This is a genomic window from Streptomyces sp. NPDC058632, from assembly GCF_042717095.1.
Lineage (GTDB): Bacteria > Actinomycetota > Actinomycetes > Streptomycetales > Streptomycetaceae > Streptomyces.
In genome coordinates, this window is record NZ_JBHXQZ010000119.1 from 6,442 (window position 1) to 22,211 (window position 15,770).

The 15,770-nt window shown below is 72.5% G+C and carries 13 protein-coding genes; 9 read left to right on the forward strand and 4 right to left on the reverse strand.

Going from position 1 to position 15,770, the window contains the following annotated elements; genetic code table 11:
- The 6 genes from ACFWVE_RS31320 to ACFWVE_RS31345 form a co-directional block, all read left to right on the forward strand.
- A partial coding sequence (locus ACFWVE_RS31320; RefSeq protein ID WP_384021379.1) for a MerR family transcriptional regulator occupies window positions 1-430 on the forward strand: 430 nt, incomplete at its 5' end.
- A 167-nt stretch (window positions 431-597) separates the two neighbouring features.
- Window positions 598-1,410, forward strand: coding sequence for an ABC transporter ATP-binding protein (locus ACFWVE_RS31325; RefSeq protein WP_384021382.1), 813 nt, complete (start codon window positions 598-600; stop codon window positions 1,408-1,410).
- Entirely contained in the window at window positions 1,407-2,210 is an 804-nt protein-coding gene (locus ACFWVE_RS31330; protein ID WP_384021385.1) for an ABC transporter ATP-binding protein, read from the forward strand. Before ACFWVE_RS31325 ends, ACFWVE_RS31330 begins: the two co-directional genes overlap by 4 nt.
- On the forward strand, window positions 2,207-3,103 hold the full coding sequence (locus tag ACFWVE_RS31335; RefSeq protein ID WP_384021388.1) for a branched-chain amino acid ABC transporter permease: 897 nt from the start codon (window positions 2,207-2,209) through the stop codon (window positions 3,101-3,103). The genes ACFWVE_RS31330 and ACFWVE_RS31335 overlap by 4 nt, the downstream gene beginning before the upstream one ends.
- Window positions 3,096-4,238, forward strand: coding sequence for a branched-chain amino acid ABC transporter permease (locus tag ACFWVE_RS31340; RefSeq protein WP_384021391.1), 1,143 nt, complete (start codon window positions 3,096-3,098; stop codon window positions 4,236-4,238). The genes ACFWVE_RS31335 and ACFWVE_RS31340 overlap by 8 nt, the downstream gene beginning before the upstream one ends.
- A complete protein-coding gene (locus ACFWVE_RS31345) occupies window positions 4,235-5,521 on the forward strand; it encodes an ABC transporter substrate-binding protein (protein WP_384021393.1) in 1,287 nt (428 codons plus the stop codon). The genes ACFWVE_RS31340 and ACFWVE_RS31345 overlap by 4 nt, the downstream gene beginning before the upstream one ends.
- A gap of 313 nt (window positions 5,522-5,834) precedes the next feature.
- Here ACFWVE_RS31345 and ACFWVE_RS31350 read toward each other — a convergent pair whose 3' ends face one another.
- Complete coding sequence (locus ACFWVE_RS31350; RefSeq protein ID WP_384021396.1) at window positions 5,835-6,347, reverse strand: MSMEG_6728 family protein; 513 nt, start codon at window positions 6,345-6,347, stop codon at window positions 5,835-5,837.
- A gap of 96 nt (window positions 6,348-6,443) precedes the next feature.
- The gene (gene mgrA / locus ACFWVE_RS31355) at window positions 6,444-7,487 is read right to left on the reverse strand and encodes an L-glyceraldehyde 3-phosphate reductase (protein ID WP_384021399.1); all 1,044 of its coding nucleotides are present in this window, start codon (window positions 7,485-7,487) and stop codon (window positions 6,444-6,446) included.
- A gap of 242 nt (window positions 7,488-7,729) precedes the next feature.
- Between mgrA and ACFWVE_RS31360 the strand changes: the two genes are divergently transcribed.
- Window positions 7,730-8,326: a snapalysin family zinc-dependent metalloprotease gene (locus ACFWVE_RS31360; protein WP_384021401.1), complete on the forward strand. Its 597-nt coding sequence runs from the start codon at window positions 7,730-7,732 to the stop codon at window positions 8,324-8,326.
- Window positions 8,327-8,618: 292 nt separating this feature from the next.
- Here ACFWVE_RS31360 and ACFWVE_RS31365 read toward each other — a convergent pair whose 3' ends face one another.
- A complete protein-coding gene (locus ACFWVE_RS31365; RefSeq protein ID WP_384021403.1) occupies window positions 8,619-9,806 on the reverse strand; it encodes a S1 family peptidase in 1,188 nt (395 codons plus the stop codon).
- A gap of 1,326 nt (window positions 9,807-11,132) precedes the next feature.
- On the opposite strand from ACFWVE_RS31365, the gene ACFWVE_RS31370 reads away from it, so the two are divergent.
- Complete coding sequence (locus tag ACFWVE_RS31370; protein WP_384021406.1) at window positions 11,133-12,218, forward strand: GNAT family N-acetyltransferase; 1,086 nt, start codon at window positions 11,133-11,135, stop codon at window positions 12,216-12,218.
- A 513-nt stretch (window positions 12,219-12,731) separates the two neighbouring features.
- Window positions 12,732-13,184 carry an ATP-binding protein gene (locus tag ACFWVE_RS31375; protein WP_384021409.1) on the forward strand — a complete coding sequence of 151 codons (453 nt, stop codon included), beginning with the start codon at window positions 12,732-12,734 and terminating at the stop codon, window positions 13,182-13,184.
- Between the two features lie 106 nt (window positions 13,185-13,290).
- On the opposite strand, the gene ACFWVE_RS31380 is transcribed toward ACFWVE_RS31375, so the two are convergent.
- Complete coding sequence (locus ACFWVE_RS31380; RefSeq protein WP_384021412.1) at window positions 13,291-15,693, reverse strand: ATP-binding cassette domain-containing protein; 2,403 nt, start codon at window positions 15,691-15,693, stop codon at window positions 13,291-13,293.
- Window positions 15,694-15,770: the final 77 nt, after the last annotated feature.

Below are 15,770 nucleotides of genomic sequence, written 5' to 3' on the forward strand. Positions count from 1 at the left end.
GGGCCGTGCGGGCCCCCCCGCGCCCGCGGGCGGGGGGGGCGGGCCCGCGGGCCCGCACCCGGCCCGGGGGGGAGGCCCCCCCCCCGACGGCACCTTCATCGGGCCACTGGCGCGTCGGCTCGGCATCCGGCCCGCGACGCTGCGCAAGTGGGAGCGCGCCGAACTGGTGAGCCCGCGCCGCGACCCGCTGACCGGCTACCGCGTCTACGACGAGGCCGACGTACGGGACGCCCGCCTCGTCCACCAGCTCCGGCGGGGCGGCTACCTGCTGGAGCAGATCGCCCCGCTCATCGCCCAGGTGCGGTCCGCCGGAGGCCTCGAGCCCTTGGAAGCCGTCCTCCAGGACTGGCACGCCCGGCTGTCCGCCCGCGGGCGGACGATGCTGACCGGAGCCGCCGAACTGGACGCATACCTGCGCGCCCGCGGCTGAGACCCGGGCCCGTCCCTGGGCAGCCGCACAACCCCCGCGCGCGCCCGTTGGGACGCCGCAGCGAGCCGGGCCGGAAGTCTGTTCCGCCCGCCCGCGCCCGTGCTGTCGTGGGCTCCCCTTCCCGTCGAAGCCGTCGCCGCCGTGCGGTACGGCCCCGAGGAGCCGTGATGCCCGAAGCACCACCGGACGACCGGCCCGCGCTGCACGTCGAGAACGTCGACGTGACGTACGGGCGCGCCCTGTCCGCCCTCCGCTCCGTGTCCCTCACCGTGCCGCACGGGGGCGTCGTCACCCTGCTCGGCGCCAACGGCGCGGGCAAGACGACCCTGCTGCGGGCCGTGTCCGGAACCCTGCGCCTGCACCGCGGCGCCATCACGGCCGGCCACATCCGCTACGGCGACACCGTGCTCGACGGCAAGGACCCCGTGACGGCGGTACGTGCCGGAGTCGTCCAGGTCCCGGAGGGACGGCGGGTGTTCGCCGGGCTCACGGTGGACGAGAACCTGCGCAGCGGCGGACTGGGACTCGGCCGCCGGGGCCGGACCCAGGTCCACGAGGCACGGGAGCGCGTGTTCACGCTCTTCCCCCGGCTCGCCGAACGCACGCACCAGGCCGCGGGTCTGCTGTCCGGGGGCGAGCAGCAGATGCTCGCCATCGGCCGCGCCCTGATGGCCGCTCCCCGCCTGCTGCTCCTCGACGAGCCGTCCCTCGGCCTCGCACCGCAGATGGTGTACCGGATCGCCGAGGTGATCCGCGAGATCAACACCCAGGGCACCGCCGTGCTCCTGGTCGAACAGAACGCGGGTATGGCACTCTCCCTCGCCGACCACGCCCACGTCCTCGAGGTCGGCGAGACCCGCCTGTCCGGCCCTGCCGACGAACTCTCCCGCACCGACGCCGTACGCCGCCTCTACCTGGGCGAGGCGGCCGAGGACCGGGCGGCCGGCGACCGGGTGGCCAAGGGCCGGGGGGCGGCGTGAACGACCGCACCACCACCGCGCCGCCCGTGCTCGACGTACGGGACGTCACCGTGCGCTTCGCCGGACTCACCGCCCTCGACACCGTCTCCCTCACCGTCGCACCCGGCACGGTGCACGCGATCATCGGACCCAACGGCGCCGGCAAGTCGACCTGCTTCAACGTGCTGTCCGGCCTGTGCCGCCCGGCCGCCGGCACGGTGGCCCTCGGCGGCACCGAACTGACCCGGCTCGCACCGCACCGCATCGCCGCGCTCGGCGTGGCCCGCACCTTCCAGAACATCGTCACCACCCACGGCACGGTCGCCGACAACCTGATGCTCGGCCGCCACGCCCTGACCCGCGCCGGCTTCGCCGCCACCGCGCTGCGTCTGCCGGGCGCCGTGCGCGAACAGCGCGAGCATCTCGCACGGGCCCGCGAGATCGCCGAACTGACTGGCCTCGGCGCCCACTTCGACAGCCCTGTCGCCCTCCTGTCGTACGGCGACCGCAAACGCGTGGAACTCGCCCGCGCCCTCTGCCTGGAGCCACGCGTGCTCCTGCTCGACGAACCGGTGGCCGGCATGAACGCCGCCGAACGCGCCCGCACCGCCGAGGTCGTGGGCGAACTACGGGCCGAACTCGGCCTGTCCATCGTCCTCGTGGAACACGACATGGGACTGGTCATGCGCCTCGCCGACGACGTCACCGTGCTCGACTTCGGCCGGTCAATCGCCCACGGCACCCCGGACGAGGTCCGCCGTGACCCCGAGGTGCTGCGTGCCTACCTCGGCACCGACACCCAAGGGGAGGACGCGGCATGACCGTATTCCTGGACAACATCCTCGGCGGCATCGCCCTCGGCGCGGTCTACGCGCTGGTCGCCCTCGGCTTCGTCGTCATCTTCAAGGCGTCCGGCGTCCTCAACTTCGCCCACGGCTCCCTCCTCCTGTTCGGCGGCTACCTGACCGCGGTCCTCCACGACGACCTCGGCTTCGCCGGTGCGCTGGCGCTGGCGGCCCTCACCACCGCCGCCCTCGCGGGCGCCCTCGACCGGTTCCTGCTGCAACGGGGCGGACAGGACGCGCACTCCGCCCATGTGCAGACCATCGTCACCATCGGCATCGACATCGTCCTGCTGACCGACCTGGCCCGGCGCATCGGAGGCGACCTGCTGTCCCTCGGCGACCCCTGGGGCGACGCCGTGACCGAACTCGGCCCGGTGACCGTCGCCGACAGCCGGCTCGCGGCGATCGTGGTGTCCGCCGTGGTCATCGGCGGCGTGTTCGCGCTCTTCCGGTTCACCTCCTGGGGACTGTCCCTGCGGGCGGCGGCCGAGGACCTCGAGGCCGCGGCCCTCATGGGCGTACGGCTCGGCCGGGTCCGCGCGATCGCCTGGTGCCTGGCGGGCGCGCTCGCCGCACTCGCCGCCGTGTTCCTCGCCGCCTTCCCGGCACCCGGCCTGGAACGCAGCACCGGCCTGATCGCGCTCAACGCCTTCCCCGCGGCGATCCTCGGCGGCCTCGCCTCCCCGACCGGAGCCCTCGCGGGCAGCCTGCTCATCGGCCTGACCGAGGCCCTGGTCGTCGGCTACCAGTCGGACCTGCACATCCTCGGCGAGGGCTTCGGCGACGTCGCCCCGTACGCCGTGATGCTGCTGGTGCTCCTGATACGGCCCACCGGGCTGTTCGGCGCGAAGGGAGCAGCCCGTGTCTGACCGCATCCCCACAGTCCTGACCGGCCGCGGGGCGCGGATCGTGCTCCTCGCCGTCGTCCTGTGCCTCCCGCCGTTCTACCTGGACGCCTTCTGGCTGCGCATCGGCCTGTTCTCCATGGCGGCCGCCATCGGCGCCATCGGCCTCGCCCTGCTGACCGGCACCGCCGGACAACTCTCCCTCGGCCACGCCTTCTTCCTCGCCGTCGGCGCCTACGGCTACACCTGGCTCGCGGGCGAGCCCGGCCCGGGACTGCCGACCGCCCTCGCCGCCCCCCTCGCGGTACTGCTGGCCGGCGCGGCGGGCGGGCTGTTCAGCCCCGTCGCCGCCCGGGTGCGCGGCATCTACCTGGGTATCGCCACCCTCGCCCTGGTCTTCCTCGGCCACCACGTGCTGCTGACCGCCGACGGCATCACCGGCGGATTCAACGGCCGCTCCGTGCCACCGCTCAGCCTCGGCGGCTTCACCTTCGGCGCCGGCGACCCCGAACTCACCGTGCTCGGCGTGCCGTTCGGCGCGGAGGAACGGCTGTGGTTCCTGGGCCTGGCACTGTTCGCGGTCACCTGGTTCACCGCCCGAGGCCTGCTGCGCGGACGCCCCGGCCGGGCGCTTGCCGCCCTGCGCGACAGCGAGACCGCGGCCGCGGTGATGGGCGTCGACGTCGCCCGCCACCGCTCGGCGGCCTTCGTGGTGTCGTCCATGTACGCAGGGCTCGCGGGCGTCCTCCTCGCCCTCTCCTTCCGCCGGGTCGTCCCGGACTACTTCTCCCTGGTCCTCTCCGTCGACTACCTCGCCATGATCGTCATCGGCGGGCTGGGCTCCGCCGCCGGAGCCACCGCGGGCGCCGTCTTCGTCACCGCGCTCCCGCTGCTCATGACCCGTTACGCCGACCAGCTCCCCCTGGTGGCCGCCCCCGGCTCGGGCGACGGCTCCATCGGCCCCACCGAGGCCGCCCGCTACCTCTACGGCGCCGCGATCGTCCTCGTCCTGCTGTACGCGCCCGACGGCCTGCACGGACTGGCCCGCCGGGCCCGCGACCGCGTACGGCGCCGACGCCCCCGAGCCCCCGCCACCGGCCCAGCCCAGACCCCACCGCAACCGGCCGCAGCCGCACGACCCAAGGAGCACACCCCGTGAACACCACGCATCACCGGCCCCGCACCCGGCGCCGCACCAGCGGCGCCGCCCTCGCCGGAGCCCTCGTCCTGCTGCTCGCGGCCACCGGGTGCAGCTCCAAGGCGGACGACGGCGACGGGGGCAGCGAATCCGCCGACGGCGTCCGCACCGGCCCCGGTGTCAGCGCCGACACCATTCGGCTGGGCGCCCTCACCGACCTCACCGGGCCGTACGCCACGCTCGGCAAGAGCATCGTGCAGGCCCAGCAGATGTGGGCCGACGAGACCAACGCCGACGGCGGCATCTGCGACCGCAAGATCGAGATCGTCGTCAAGGACCACGGCTACGACGTGCAGAAGGCGGTGACCGCCTACGCCGACATCGCGCCGGACGTCGTCGCCCTGCCCCAGGTCATCGGCTCGCCCGTCGTCGCCGCCCTGCTCGACGACGTCGAGCGCGACAAGGTGCTCACCTTCCCACAGGCCTGGGCCGCCTCCCTGCTCGGGAAGGACGCCATTCAGGTCCTCGGCACCACCTACGACATCGACATGATCGCCGCGGTCGACTTCCTCACCCGCACCAAGGGGGTGAAGAAGGGCGACACCATCGGCCACGTCTACTTCGAGGGCGACTACGGCGCCAACGCGCTGGAAGGCTCCACCTGGGCGGCCGAGCAGGCCGGACTGAAGATCGTCGGGCAGAAGATCCAGGCCACGGACACCGACCTGTCCGCACAGGTCTCCGCCCTGCGCAAGGAGGGCGTCAAGGCCGTTCTGATCAGCGCCGGCCCCGCCCAGACGGCCTCCCTCGTCGGCGTCGCCGCCTCCCGCGGCCTGAGCGTCCCCGTCGTCAGCAGCGCACCGGGCTACGCACCCCAGCTCATGGAGACCCCGGCAGCGCCGGCCCTGGCCGCCCTGCTGCACGTGGTGAGCGCCGCACCCGCGGTCAGCTCCGAACTGCCGATGGTCCAGCGCATGGTGACCTCGTACAAGAAGAAGTACCCCGACTCGCCCGTCGACTCCGGCGTGCTGTCCGGCTACAACGCCGCGCAGCTCATGGGGGCCAACCTGAAGGCAGCCTGCGATGCGGGCGGCCTCAGCCGCGAGGACGTCGTCAAGGCGCACCGCTCGCAGAAGAACGCCGACACCGGCCTCGGCACCGCACAGAACTTCTCCGACGTCGACCGGCCGGCGAGCGTCGAGACGTACGTCCTCAAGCCCGACGCGAAGGCGACGGGTGCCGTGGTGAACGCCGAGGACGCGCACACCGCACCGGGCGTCGAGGAGTACCTGTCCTCGCGTTAGGCCCTGCCCTGAGCGCGCGGCACGATCCGAATGGTCCCGGCGGACCCCGAGAGGGGGACGCCGGGACCACCCGTGTGTCCGGGCCACGACGGGCCGTCCCTCCCGCCCGAGGCACCCGTGCGAGCCACCGGGACCGCCGGCCGGACGTACCCCCTCGGGGTACTCGCTCTCCCGCGCGGTGGTGTGATGCGCACCGAAGGGCAGACCCGCCGCCCGGCCCTCACGCCGGCGACCGGAACGCTTCTCCAGCCGGGCGCGCGTCTCCTCGGCGTCCTCGCCGGAGGCCGGACCCGACCCGGCGCTGCGCCTCCTGTCACCGGCCCGGCCCGTGCCCGCGGGCGGGCCGGCCGCTCGGCGCTTCGGGGTCGCGGTCGGACGCCGGCCAGACGTACGGCAGGTCGTCCGGCGCCCCGGGGAAGAGCACCCCGTAGACGGCCGGGTCCTTGCGCACCAGTGCCGAGCGGTGACTGCGGTGCAGGGCATCGTCCCCGAGCCAGGGCGGCAGCTCACCGGCCTCGGCCAGCTCCGGCTGACCGCGCACCGGTAGTCCGGGCCGGACGGTGGCGAGATCGGCGACGAGTGTGGCGGCGCAACTGTCCTGGTGGCCCCGGTCACGCCAGACCCGGCAGACATCCAGGCCGTAGCGCACCAGCGCCTCCTCGTAGCCGGCCCACATGCGCACCGCCGGATGACGGCGCCAGCCGTAGCCGGGGACGATCAGACCGCGCAGCACCTGCAGTGCCTCGACCCGCTGTTTGCCGAGCCGGCGCCGGTCGAGCACCAGCGCCGACTCGCGGAAGCCGGGATACGGCAGAAAGGTCTGCATCGGGCCGTCCGAACCGTGGTGGGCGCTGCCGCGGCCTTGGAGCGCGGCTCACCGCACCGTGGTTCCCCCTCCGAGGCGGCGCACACATGCGCGAGGTCAGCCGAGGTTGCCCAGCCGCGCCTCGCGCCACAGGTCGACGCCGCCGTCGGTGGCGTACTTGTCGATCTCGGCCAGCTCCTCGTCGCTGAAGTCGAGGTTCTCCAGCGCTGCGACGTTCTGCTCCACCTGCTCGGTGCGGGACGCGCCGATGACCAGCGAGGTGACGCGGCGGTCCCGCAGGGCCCAGGCCAGCGACATCTGGGCGAGCGTCTGCCCGCGGCGGACCGCGAGGTCGTTGAGGGCGCGCAGCCGGTGCAGCATGTCGTCCGTCAGCCATGAGGCGTCGAACGACTTGCCCTGCGTCGCCCGCGAACCCTGCGGCACGCCGTCGAGATAGCGCCCGGTCAGCAGACCCTGCGCCAGCGCGGTGAACCCGATGATGCCGAAGCCCTCCTCCTGGGCCACGTCCAGCAGGCCCTCCGTCTCGATCCAGCGGTTCAGCATGTTGTACGACGGCTGGTGGATCAGCAGCGGAGTGCCCAGGTCCCGGAGGATGGCGACCGCCTGACGGGTGCGCTCGGCGTCGTAGGACGAGATACCGACGTACAGGGCCTTGCCCTGGCGGACCGCGGTGTCGAGCGCGCCCATGGTCTCCTCGAGGGGAGTGGTGGCGTCGAGCCGGTGGGAGTAGAAGATGTCCACGTACTCCAGGCCCATGCGCTCCAGCGACTGGTCCAGCGAGGCGAGCATGTACTTGCGCGAGCCGCCGCCCTGGCCGTAGGGACCCGGCCACATGTCCCAGCCCGCCTTGGTGGAGATCACCAGCTCGTCCCGGTACGGCGCCAGGTCCCGCTTCATCAGCCGGCCGAAGTTGATCTCCGCGGCGCCGTAGGGCGGCCCGTAGTTGTTCGCCAGGTCGTGGTGGGTGATACCGAGGTCGAAGGCGCGCAGCGCGATCTCGCGCTGGGTCTCGAAGGCCCGGTCGTCGCCGAAGTTGTGCCAGTAGCCCAGGGACAGCAGGGGGAGGTCCAGTCCCGAACGCCCGGTGCGCCGGTAGCGCATGGTGCCGTCGTAGCGCTCGGGATCGATGACGTGGTTCATCAGGTGTTCTCCGGGTGCGATTCAGGGATGTTCCGTGGGACGTGGGAACCCTGCCCACACTGCCTCCGCCTGATCCGGAAGTCCAACCGGTCCTTCCCGAAGGACTCGGCGCCGCCGCTTCTGGATGGTGGGGGCCTTCGGCGGACCGGCGGGGGCCGATTGACGGATTGCCGCTCTCGCCCGGCGGGCAGGGAGTTGAGTGTCATGAGCACGACCATCCTTCCCCCACGAGGAGTTCGACCATGTCCATCCGTACGCTGACCGGCGGCCTGGCCGCGGTTGTGGTGATGTCCCTTCCCCTGTTGTGGGGCGGCCAGGCCGTGGCCGCCCCGTCCGGCACGCCGGAGCAGTCCCTGGCCGCCCGTGTGCTCACCTACGACGCGAGCGGCTCCGCGGAGTTCAGGTCCGCCGTCGACCGTGGCGCGGCAATCTGGAACGAGAGCGTCGACGCCGTGGAACTCCGCCCGGCCGCGTCCGGGCAGCGCGCCAACATCCGGGTCCTGGCGGACAACGGCTGGCCGCGCGCCCTGCCCACCACCCTGGGCAACGGCACTGTCTACATCGGACGCCAGGCCGTGAACCAGGGATACGACACGATCCGCATCTCGGCCCACGAGCTCGGTCACATCCTGGGCCTGCCGGACCGTAAGCCGGGTCCCTGCTCCAGCCTGATGTCCGGCTCCAGCGCGGGAACCGCGTGCGCCAACCGTTACCCGAACGCGGCGGAGAGGGCGGAGGTCGAGGACAACTTCGCGGGCGCCGTGTCCGGCACGACGGGAGAGACGGCACGTACGGCCTCGGCGGCACCGGTGCCACGAGCCGTGCTGATCAGGGACTGACCGGCAGCACCGCCGCACACACCGGGCCACCTCGCGCGCTGCTCACCTGCCTGATGTGGCTGATCGAGCCGATTGAGGTTATGATCGACGTACGTCAAGGCGCCGGAACTCCGGAAGCCCGACCGTGCGTTGGTGGTCCAAGGAAAGACGCCCCGCTTCCTGCGGGGAAATGCAGGTGCAAGGCCTGCCCAGCGCTCCACCGCAAGCCCCGTTCCCGAACGACATGTTCGGGAACGGGGCTTGCGCCGTTGGTGCTACGTGCCGGGGAGACCGGTCGCGCCGTTGTGCAGGGTCACGCCGTGTGCAGGGTCAGCCCGTAGCGGTTGAGGATCTCGTTGACCGGCTGGAACCAGGTCTCGCCGCCGGAGGAGCAGTTGCCCCAGCCGCCGGAGGTGACGCCCTGCGCCTGGTCACCGCTGATGAACGAGCCGCCCGAGTCGCCGCCTTCGGCGCAGACGCTCGTCTTCGTCATCTGATGCACCGCGCCCTGGCTGTAGTTGACGGTCTCGTTCTTGGCCAGCAGCGTGCCGCAGTGCCAGTGGGTCGTGGATCCCGAGCGGCAGATCGAGGCGCCGACCGGAGCCTCGTTCGAGCCCCGTACCAGCTGGTCGGAGACCGTGCCCCAGCCGAGCACGACCGGAACCGTCCACCAGCCGCTGCCCACGTTGACCCACGCGTAGTCGTTGCCCGGGAACGAGGAGCCCTGGAAGTTGCCGATGTACGAGCCGTCCCAGCCCCGCACCTGGCCGCCCACGCCGCCGCAGTGCCCGGCGGTCACGAAGCCGCCGTGGACCGAGAAACCGATGGAGCAACGGACGTTGCCCGTGTAGTAGGGGTCGCCGCCCACCGTTCCCGCGGCGAACGTCTCGGCGGCCGCCCGCACGGTGCGCACGGTGACCGGTCCTGCCTCGCGGGCCTCGGAGAGGAACCGCTGGACATCGTTGTCGGCCCGCTCGCCCTCGACCACGTTCACGACCACCGTGTTGGCGGCCGGGTCCACGGACCAACTGCTCACGCCCGACGGCGCGTCGAGGCGGTCCAGGCGTGACACGGCCGCGTCGAGCTGCCGGGCGCTGTGCCCGACCGTACGGACGGCCGCACCGAAGGACCGGAGGCTGCGGACGGTGGCGGCGTCGGCGTCGGGGGTGACGGCGACGGTCAGCTTCTCGCTCTTCGCGTCGAACCAGGCGCCGCCGTACGCCGGTCCGGCGGTCCTGCGGGCCCTGGGCTCGAGTTCGGTGGCCCGCTGTTCGGCGGCGAGCCGGGCCTCGGCCTCGGCGGGGGAGAGGCCGAAATCCCGCTGCATGGCTTGCAGCAGGGCGGTGGAGGCCGGTGCGGAATCCGGCGACGTGGCGGAGGCGGCGGGGGAGTCGGAACCGGGGGTGTCGCTCGCCGAGGCGGGCAGGGTGCCGGCCGCGGTCCAGCTGCCGATCATGAAGAGTGCGGCCACGCAGGCATGCGTGAGTCTGGTGCGTCTCATGGACGGTGCCCTTCGTCGTTCCAGCAAGGTGGGGGTGGAACAAACGCAATCCGAGAGCGCTCTCATTCGAGTCGAGCAGAGCCTAGCGGGCCCGGACTATCAGGTCCATGCCAATGACGGAATCCGGTGCCTCACTTGCCGGTTGCCCGCTCGCCGGCGGTGCTGTCGGGTGCAGTGGGACCTACGGTGCCGGGTGCCGTCGGTCGGGCGTTGCCGGGCGGTGGGCGTTCTCCACGTCCCGCTGGACCGCGTCCGACGAGGAGCGCCCGGCCTCCTCTGCGAGGACCGCGGCCTGCCGGGACGGCTCGGAGACGATGTGCCGCCGCTGTGCGGACAGCTCCTCCGGCCCGCTGGGGTCGAGGACGGCGCGGGCAGCACGCAGCGCCTGCCCCGGCTTCAGGAACCGGCGTGCTTCCTCCGGCCTGGAACGCCACAGCAGATTGGCCGCCCATGCCGCCGGACGGGGGGGAGTGACCGGTGGTGCGAAAGCGGAGCCATGCGGCCGGCGCGCTCCGATGTGCGCTCAGTGACGATGCCCAGGCCTTGACGACACAGGAGACGCTCGGCACTACTGGAAGGCGTCCCGGGCACACGTTCTGTGGGGGCCCGCCCGGTGCCGGCCCGGTATGCCCACCCCCGCCGGGATGCACGTCGGGAGGTGACCGGTGCGGTCACGATGGGCGGCGGCGGTACTCCTGCTGACGTCGGCACTGCTCCTGCACCTCTGCCCGCCCGCCGTCGGGCCGGACCGGCACACACAGTCAGCCGCACATACGCAGACGGACGCCCGCACAGTGGCACGCACCATGTGGGCGCACCCCGTGACGGCACCTTCCACGAGCCCGGTTCACCCGACGCCGGTTCACCACACAGCCCACGCGCCGGCCTCCGAGGCCGTCCCCGCGGCAGCCCTCACGCCGGTCGCCCCGGAACCCGCCTCGGACGCCCCCGAGCCCCAGCGCCTGGGGAAGCCCCCTCCCGGTCCACAGGACACGGCTCTCCACCGCCCCTTCGTCCGCTCGCCGAGGACCGCCCAAGCGGCCGGAGCGGCCCCGCACACAGTGACGAACACGCAGGCGAATACGGTCCCTCCGGAGCGGTCCGCCTCCGACGCGCGCCCGTCAGGTACCTCACAGGACGCGGAGCCGGCACTCCCGGCCCACGACACCAGCGACCTGCAGACGTTCCGCTGCTGAACGACGGCAGTACCGCCCGGGGCCTGCACCGCGCGGACCGAGCACTGCCCGGCGACCCCACGTCCCGCACGGCACCGCAACAGGCAGGCCCTCGCGCGTCCCGGCACCCATGACGACACAGGAGACCCGCATGCCCCGAAAGCACCTTCTCGTTCTGCGGCCGGACGAACTCGGCCCCGGCGAGCACAAGACATGGAGGCACCTGCGCACCGAGTCAGGCGCACCGGAGAACCCGTTCCTCGACCCGGCGTTCACCACGGCCGTCGGGCACGGCAGGCCCGGTGCCAGGGTCGCCGTACTCCAGGAGGACGACACCCCCGTCGGCTTCTTCCCCTACGAGAAAGGGCCGTTGGGGCAGGGCCGGGCGATCGGGCTCGGCGTGTCGGACAGTCAGGGGGCCGTCCTGCGCCCCGGAATCCAGGTCGACCCCCGCCGGCTCCTGGGCGCCTGCGGGCTCTCCTCATGGGAGTTCGACAACCTGGAGGCCGGGCAGCACCACTTCGTCCCGCACGCCACCGAACGACTCGCGAGCCCGGTGGTCGACATCGGTGAGGGCTTCGCGCCGTACGCCGAACTGCTGCGGGTGAACGCGCCCGGCTTCCTCAAGCAGACGCTGGCCAAGGAGCGCAGGCTCACCCGTCAGGTCGGCGAGGTGCGGTTCGTGTACGACGCGCGGGACCCGGACGCGTTACGGGCGCTGATGCGCTGGAAGTCCGCGCAGTACCGGCGCACCGGGCGCCGGGACCGGTTCGCGCAGCCGTGGATCACCGCTCTGGTGGAACGGCTCGCGAGCGGCGACGACCCCGAATGCCGCGGACTGCTCTCCGTGCTGTACGCCGCCGGGCGCCCCGTGGCCGCCCACTTCGGGCTGCGCTCGCCCACGGTTCTCTCCTGGTGGTTCCCTGCGTACGACCGCGACTACGGCAAGTACTCGCCGGGGCTGGTGCTGCACCTGCGAATGCTGGAGGCCGCGGCGGCCGACGGGATCCGCATGGTCGACCTGGGCAGCGGGCCGGCCCGCTACAAGGACTCGCTGAAAACCCGGGAACTGCCCGTCTACGAGGGCGCCGTGGTGCGCCCGGTACCGGGCGGGGCCGCGTACCGCCTGAGCCGCGAACCGGTGCGGGCGGCCCGCCGCTTCGTCCGCGACCGCCCCCGGCTGGCCGGTGCGGCCCGGCGCACCCTGGAGGAGGTGGGGAGGCTGCGCCACCGGTGAGGCCTTCTCGCGATGCCGAGGCCCGTACGCGGGGTTACTCCCGCTGTGGGACGCCGTGGTGTACGGGCCCGGCACCGCGATCCGCGGTCACTCCGGAGACGTCGGTCCGGGCGGCGGAGCTCTTCGCCGGCCGGCTCATGGTTCCGCTCGCCCTGCTCACCCTGATCAGCGGACCGGTGCCTCGCCAGTCCCGGCGACGGCCTTCGTGCTGCGGCCGGGGGTGAACGCGGCGGTCACCGCAGTGTCCGCGGAGCATCCCCTGCCGGGCCTGCCGGGCCTGCCGGGCCCGCCTGCGAGCCGAGGTCCGCGCTTCGAAAACGGCCGAACCGGTGGGCGCCCGGGCACCGGGCGCCCACCGCCCCGTCAGGAGCGCCTGACACGTGTCGACGCGGCCGGCGCATTTCCCGGAACCGGGGGCAAGAGCCCGCCCGGCCCGCCATCGTGGGCCAGGGGGAGTGCGGCCGGGCATCTCGGGTAGTCGCGCCATGTGATCGGTGAGTGAAGGCGGATCGGATGGAACCAGTTCCTGTCGGCGAAGGGGACCCGGCGCCCGGCGCACCGCGGCGGGCGTCCTACGCGCTGGGCGGCGACGGCGCGTGGATAGCGGAGGCCCGGCGGCTTGCCGAGGCGTTTCTGACGCGTGTTCAGGCGGAGGACGGGCTGCCCGTGTCGAGCCACGCGGTGGAGGTCACCCAGCTCGTGGTGAGCGAGCTGGTCACCAACGCCCGCAAGTACGCGCCCGGACCCGTCCGGCTGGATCTGCGCATCGCAGGCGACGCCCTCGAGGTGATGGTCCGGGACGGCAGCACCGCGCTGCCCGTGGCCGGGAGCGCGAACCCGGACCGGGTGGGCCGGCACGGCCTGGAGATCGTGCTGGCCGTCGCCCAGAGGGTGGATGTGCAGCCGGAGCCGACCGGCAAACGCATCACGGCCCTGATCCCCCTCATGGAGACCGGCGGCCGGTGACGGCACCCGCCGGGGCGACGCACGGTGCCGCGCGGCGGCCTCCCGGCCCGGACGCCGGGGATTCGCCGCCCGCTGCCGACGCATCCCCGACCCAGGACACCGGGGCTCAGGCGCCGACGTAGGACGCGAGGTGCTCGGCGGTGAGGGTGGAGCGGGCGGCGACCAGGTCGGCGGGGGTGCCCTCGAAGACGATCTTGCCGCCGTCGTGCCCGGCGCCCGGCCCGAGGTCGATGATCCAGTCGGCGTGCGCCATGACCGCCTGGTGATGCTCGACGACGATCACCGACTTGCCCGAGTCGACCAGCCGGTCGAGCAGACCCAGCAACTGCTGGACGTCGGCGAGGTGCAGGCCTGTGGTCGGCTCGTCGAGGACGTAGACGCCGCCCTTCTCCGCCATGTGCACGGCCAGCTTGAGCCGCTGCCGTTCGCCGCCGGACAGCGTGTTCAGCGGCTGGCCGAGGGTGAGATAGCCGAGCCCCACGTCGGTGAGCCGGCCGAGGATCCGGTGCGCCGCCGGAGTACGGGCCTCGCCGGCGCCGAAGAACTCCTCCGCCTGGGCCACCGGCATCGCGAGCACCTCGCTGATGTCCCGGCCGCCGAAGCGGTACTCCAGCACCGACGCCTGGAACCGCCTGCCCTCGCAGTCCTCGCAGGTGCCGGCCACCCCGGCCATCATCGCCAGGTCGGTGAAGACGACACCGGCACCGTTGCAGGTGGGACAGGCGCCCTCGGAATTGGCGCTGAAGAGTGCCGGCTTGACGCCGTTGGCCTTGGCGAACGCCTTGCGGATCGGCTCCAGCAGCCCCGTGTACGTCGCCGGGTTGCTCCGCCGCGAGCCGCGGATCGGGCTCTGGTCCACCGACACCACGCCCTCGTCGCCGGCCCCCGACTGCTCGACCAGCGACCCGTGCACGAGCGAGCTCTTGCCGGAACCGGCGACACCGGTGACGACCGTGAGCACACCGAGCGGGATGTCGACGTCGACACCGCGCAGGTTGTGCGTCGTCGCTCCCCGGATCTCCAGCGCCCCGTAGGGCTTGCGCACCGACTCCTTGAGCGTCGCCCGGTCGTCGAAGTGGCGGCCCGTGACCGTGTCACCGAGCCGCAGCCCTTCGACGGTTCCCTCGAAGCAGACGGTGCCGCCCGCCGTACCGGCACCGGGGCCGAGGTCGACGACATGGTCGGCGATCGCGATCGTCTCCGGCTTGTGCTCCACGACCAGCACCGTGTTGCCCTTGTCCCGCAGCCGCAGCAGCAGGTCGTTCATCCGCTGGATGTCATGCGGGTGCAGGCCGATGGTGGGCTCGTCGAAGACGTACGTGATGTCGGTGAGCGGGGAGCCGAGATGGCGGATCATCTTGACGCGCTGCGCCTCGCCTCCCGACAGGGTGCCCGACGGCCGCTCCAGCGCGAGGTACCCGAGCCCGATCTCCACGAACGAGTCGAGGGTGCCGCCCAGTGAGGTGAGCAGCGGCGCCACCGAGGGCTCGGACAGGCCGCGGACCCACTCGGCCAGGTCCCGGATCTCCATCGCGCAGGCGTCGGCGATGCTGATGCCCTTGATCTTCGACGACCTGGCCCCCTCGTTCAGCCGGGTGCCGTCGCACTCGGGGCAGATGGTGAAGGCGACCGCCCGTTCCACGAACGCCCGGATGTGCGGCTGCATCGACTCCTTGTCCTTCGACAGGAACGACTTCCGGATCTTGGGGATCAGCCCCTCGTAGGTGAGGCTGACGCCCTCGATCTTCACCTTGACCGGCTCCCGGTACAGGAAGTCCTGCATCTCCTGCTCGGTGAACCTCCGGATCGGCTTGTCCGGGTCGACGAAGCCCGACTCGGCGTAGACCCGGACGGTCCAGAAGCTGTCCGACTTCCAGCCCGGGATGGTGAACGCGCCCTCGGACAGCGACTTGGAGTCGTCGTAGAGCTGGCTGAGGTCGATGTCGGAGACGCTGCCCCGGCCCTCGCAGCGCGTACACATCCCGCCGGTGCGCTCGTAGGTCGCCTTCACCGCCTTCTTGTTGCCGCGCTCGACGGTGATGGCCCCGCTCGCCCGGACCGAGGCGGTGTTGAAGGAGAACGCTCCGGGCGGGCCGATGTGCGGAGTGCCGAGCCGGCTGAAGAGGATGCGCAGCATCGCGTGGGCGTCGGTGACGGTGCCGACCGTGGAGCGCGGGTCGGAACCCATCCGCTGCTGGTCGACGATGATCGCGGTCGTCAGCCCTTCGAGGACGTCGACGTCGGGCCGCGCCGGGGTCGCCATGAAGCCCTGTACGAAGGCGCTGTACGTCTCGTTGATCAGCCGCTGCGACTCCGCCGCGACCGTGTCGAACACCAGCGAGCTCTTGCCCGAGCCGGAGACGCCGGTGAACACGGTCAGCCGGCGCTTGGGGATCTCGACGCTGACGTCCTTGAGATTGTTCACGCGCGCGCCGTGCACGCGGATCAGTTCGTGGCTGTCGGCGCCGTTCGGTGCCGGCGGCTGCGCCTTCGTCCTCGTCGTGGCCATGCTGGGGTTCCCGTCCTCTCGTAGGTGTTCCGTGGTCCGGTCCGTGGCCCTGGTGCCGGCCGGTGACGTCCCCGGGC

Excerpts from the sequence above, each read along its gene's own strand:
- ACFWVE_RS31335 (WP_384021388.1), top strand. The coding sequence starts at position 2,207 with ATGACCGTATTCCTGGACAACATCCTCGGCGGCATCGCCCTCGGCGCG.
- mgrA (WP_384021399.1), bottom strand. The coding sequence starts at position 7,487 with ATGAACCACGTCATCGATCCCGAGCGCTACGACGGCACCATGCGCTAC.
- ACFWVE_RS31370 (WP_384021406.1), top strand. The coding sequence starts at position 11,133 with ATGCCCCGAAAGCACCTTCTCGTTCTGCGGCCGGACGAACTCGGCCCC.
- ACFWVE_RS31380 (WP_384021412.1), bottom strand. The coding sequence starts at position 15,693 with ATGGCCACGACGAGGACGAAGGCGCAGCCGCCGGCACCGAACGGCGCC.
- ACFWVE_RS31350 (WP_384021396.1), bottom strand. The coding sequence starts at position 6,347 with ATGCAGACCTTTCTGCCGTATCCCGGCTTCCGCGAGTCGGCGCTGGTG.
- ACFWVE_RS31375 (WP_384021409.1), top strand. The coding sequence starts at position 12,732 with ATGGAACCAGTTCCTGTCGGCGAAGGGGACCCGGCGCCCGGCGCACCG.
- ACFWVE_RS31360 (WP_384021401.1), top strand. The coding sequence starts at position 7,730 with ATGTCCATCCGTACGCTGACCGGCGGCCTGGCCGCGGTTGTGGTGATG.
- ACFWVE_RS31365 (WP_384021403.1), bottom strand. The coding sequence starts at position 9,806 with ATGAGACGCACCAGACTCACGCATGCCTGCGTGGCCGCACTCTTCATG.
- ACFWVE_RS31325 (WP_384021382.1), top strand. The coding sequence starts at position 598 with ATGCCCGAAGCACCACCGGACGACCGGCCCGCGCTGCACGTCGAGAAC.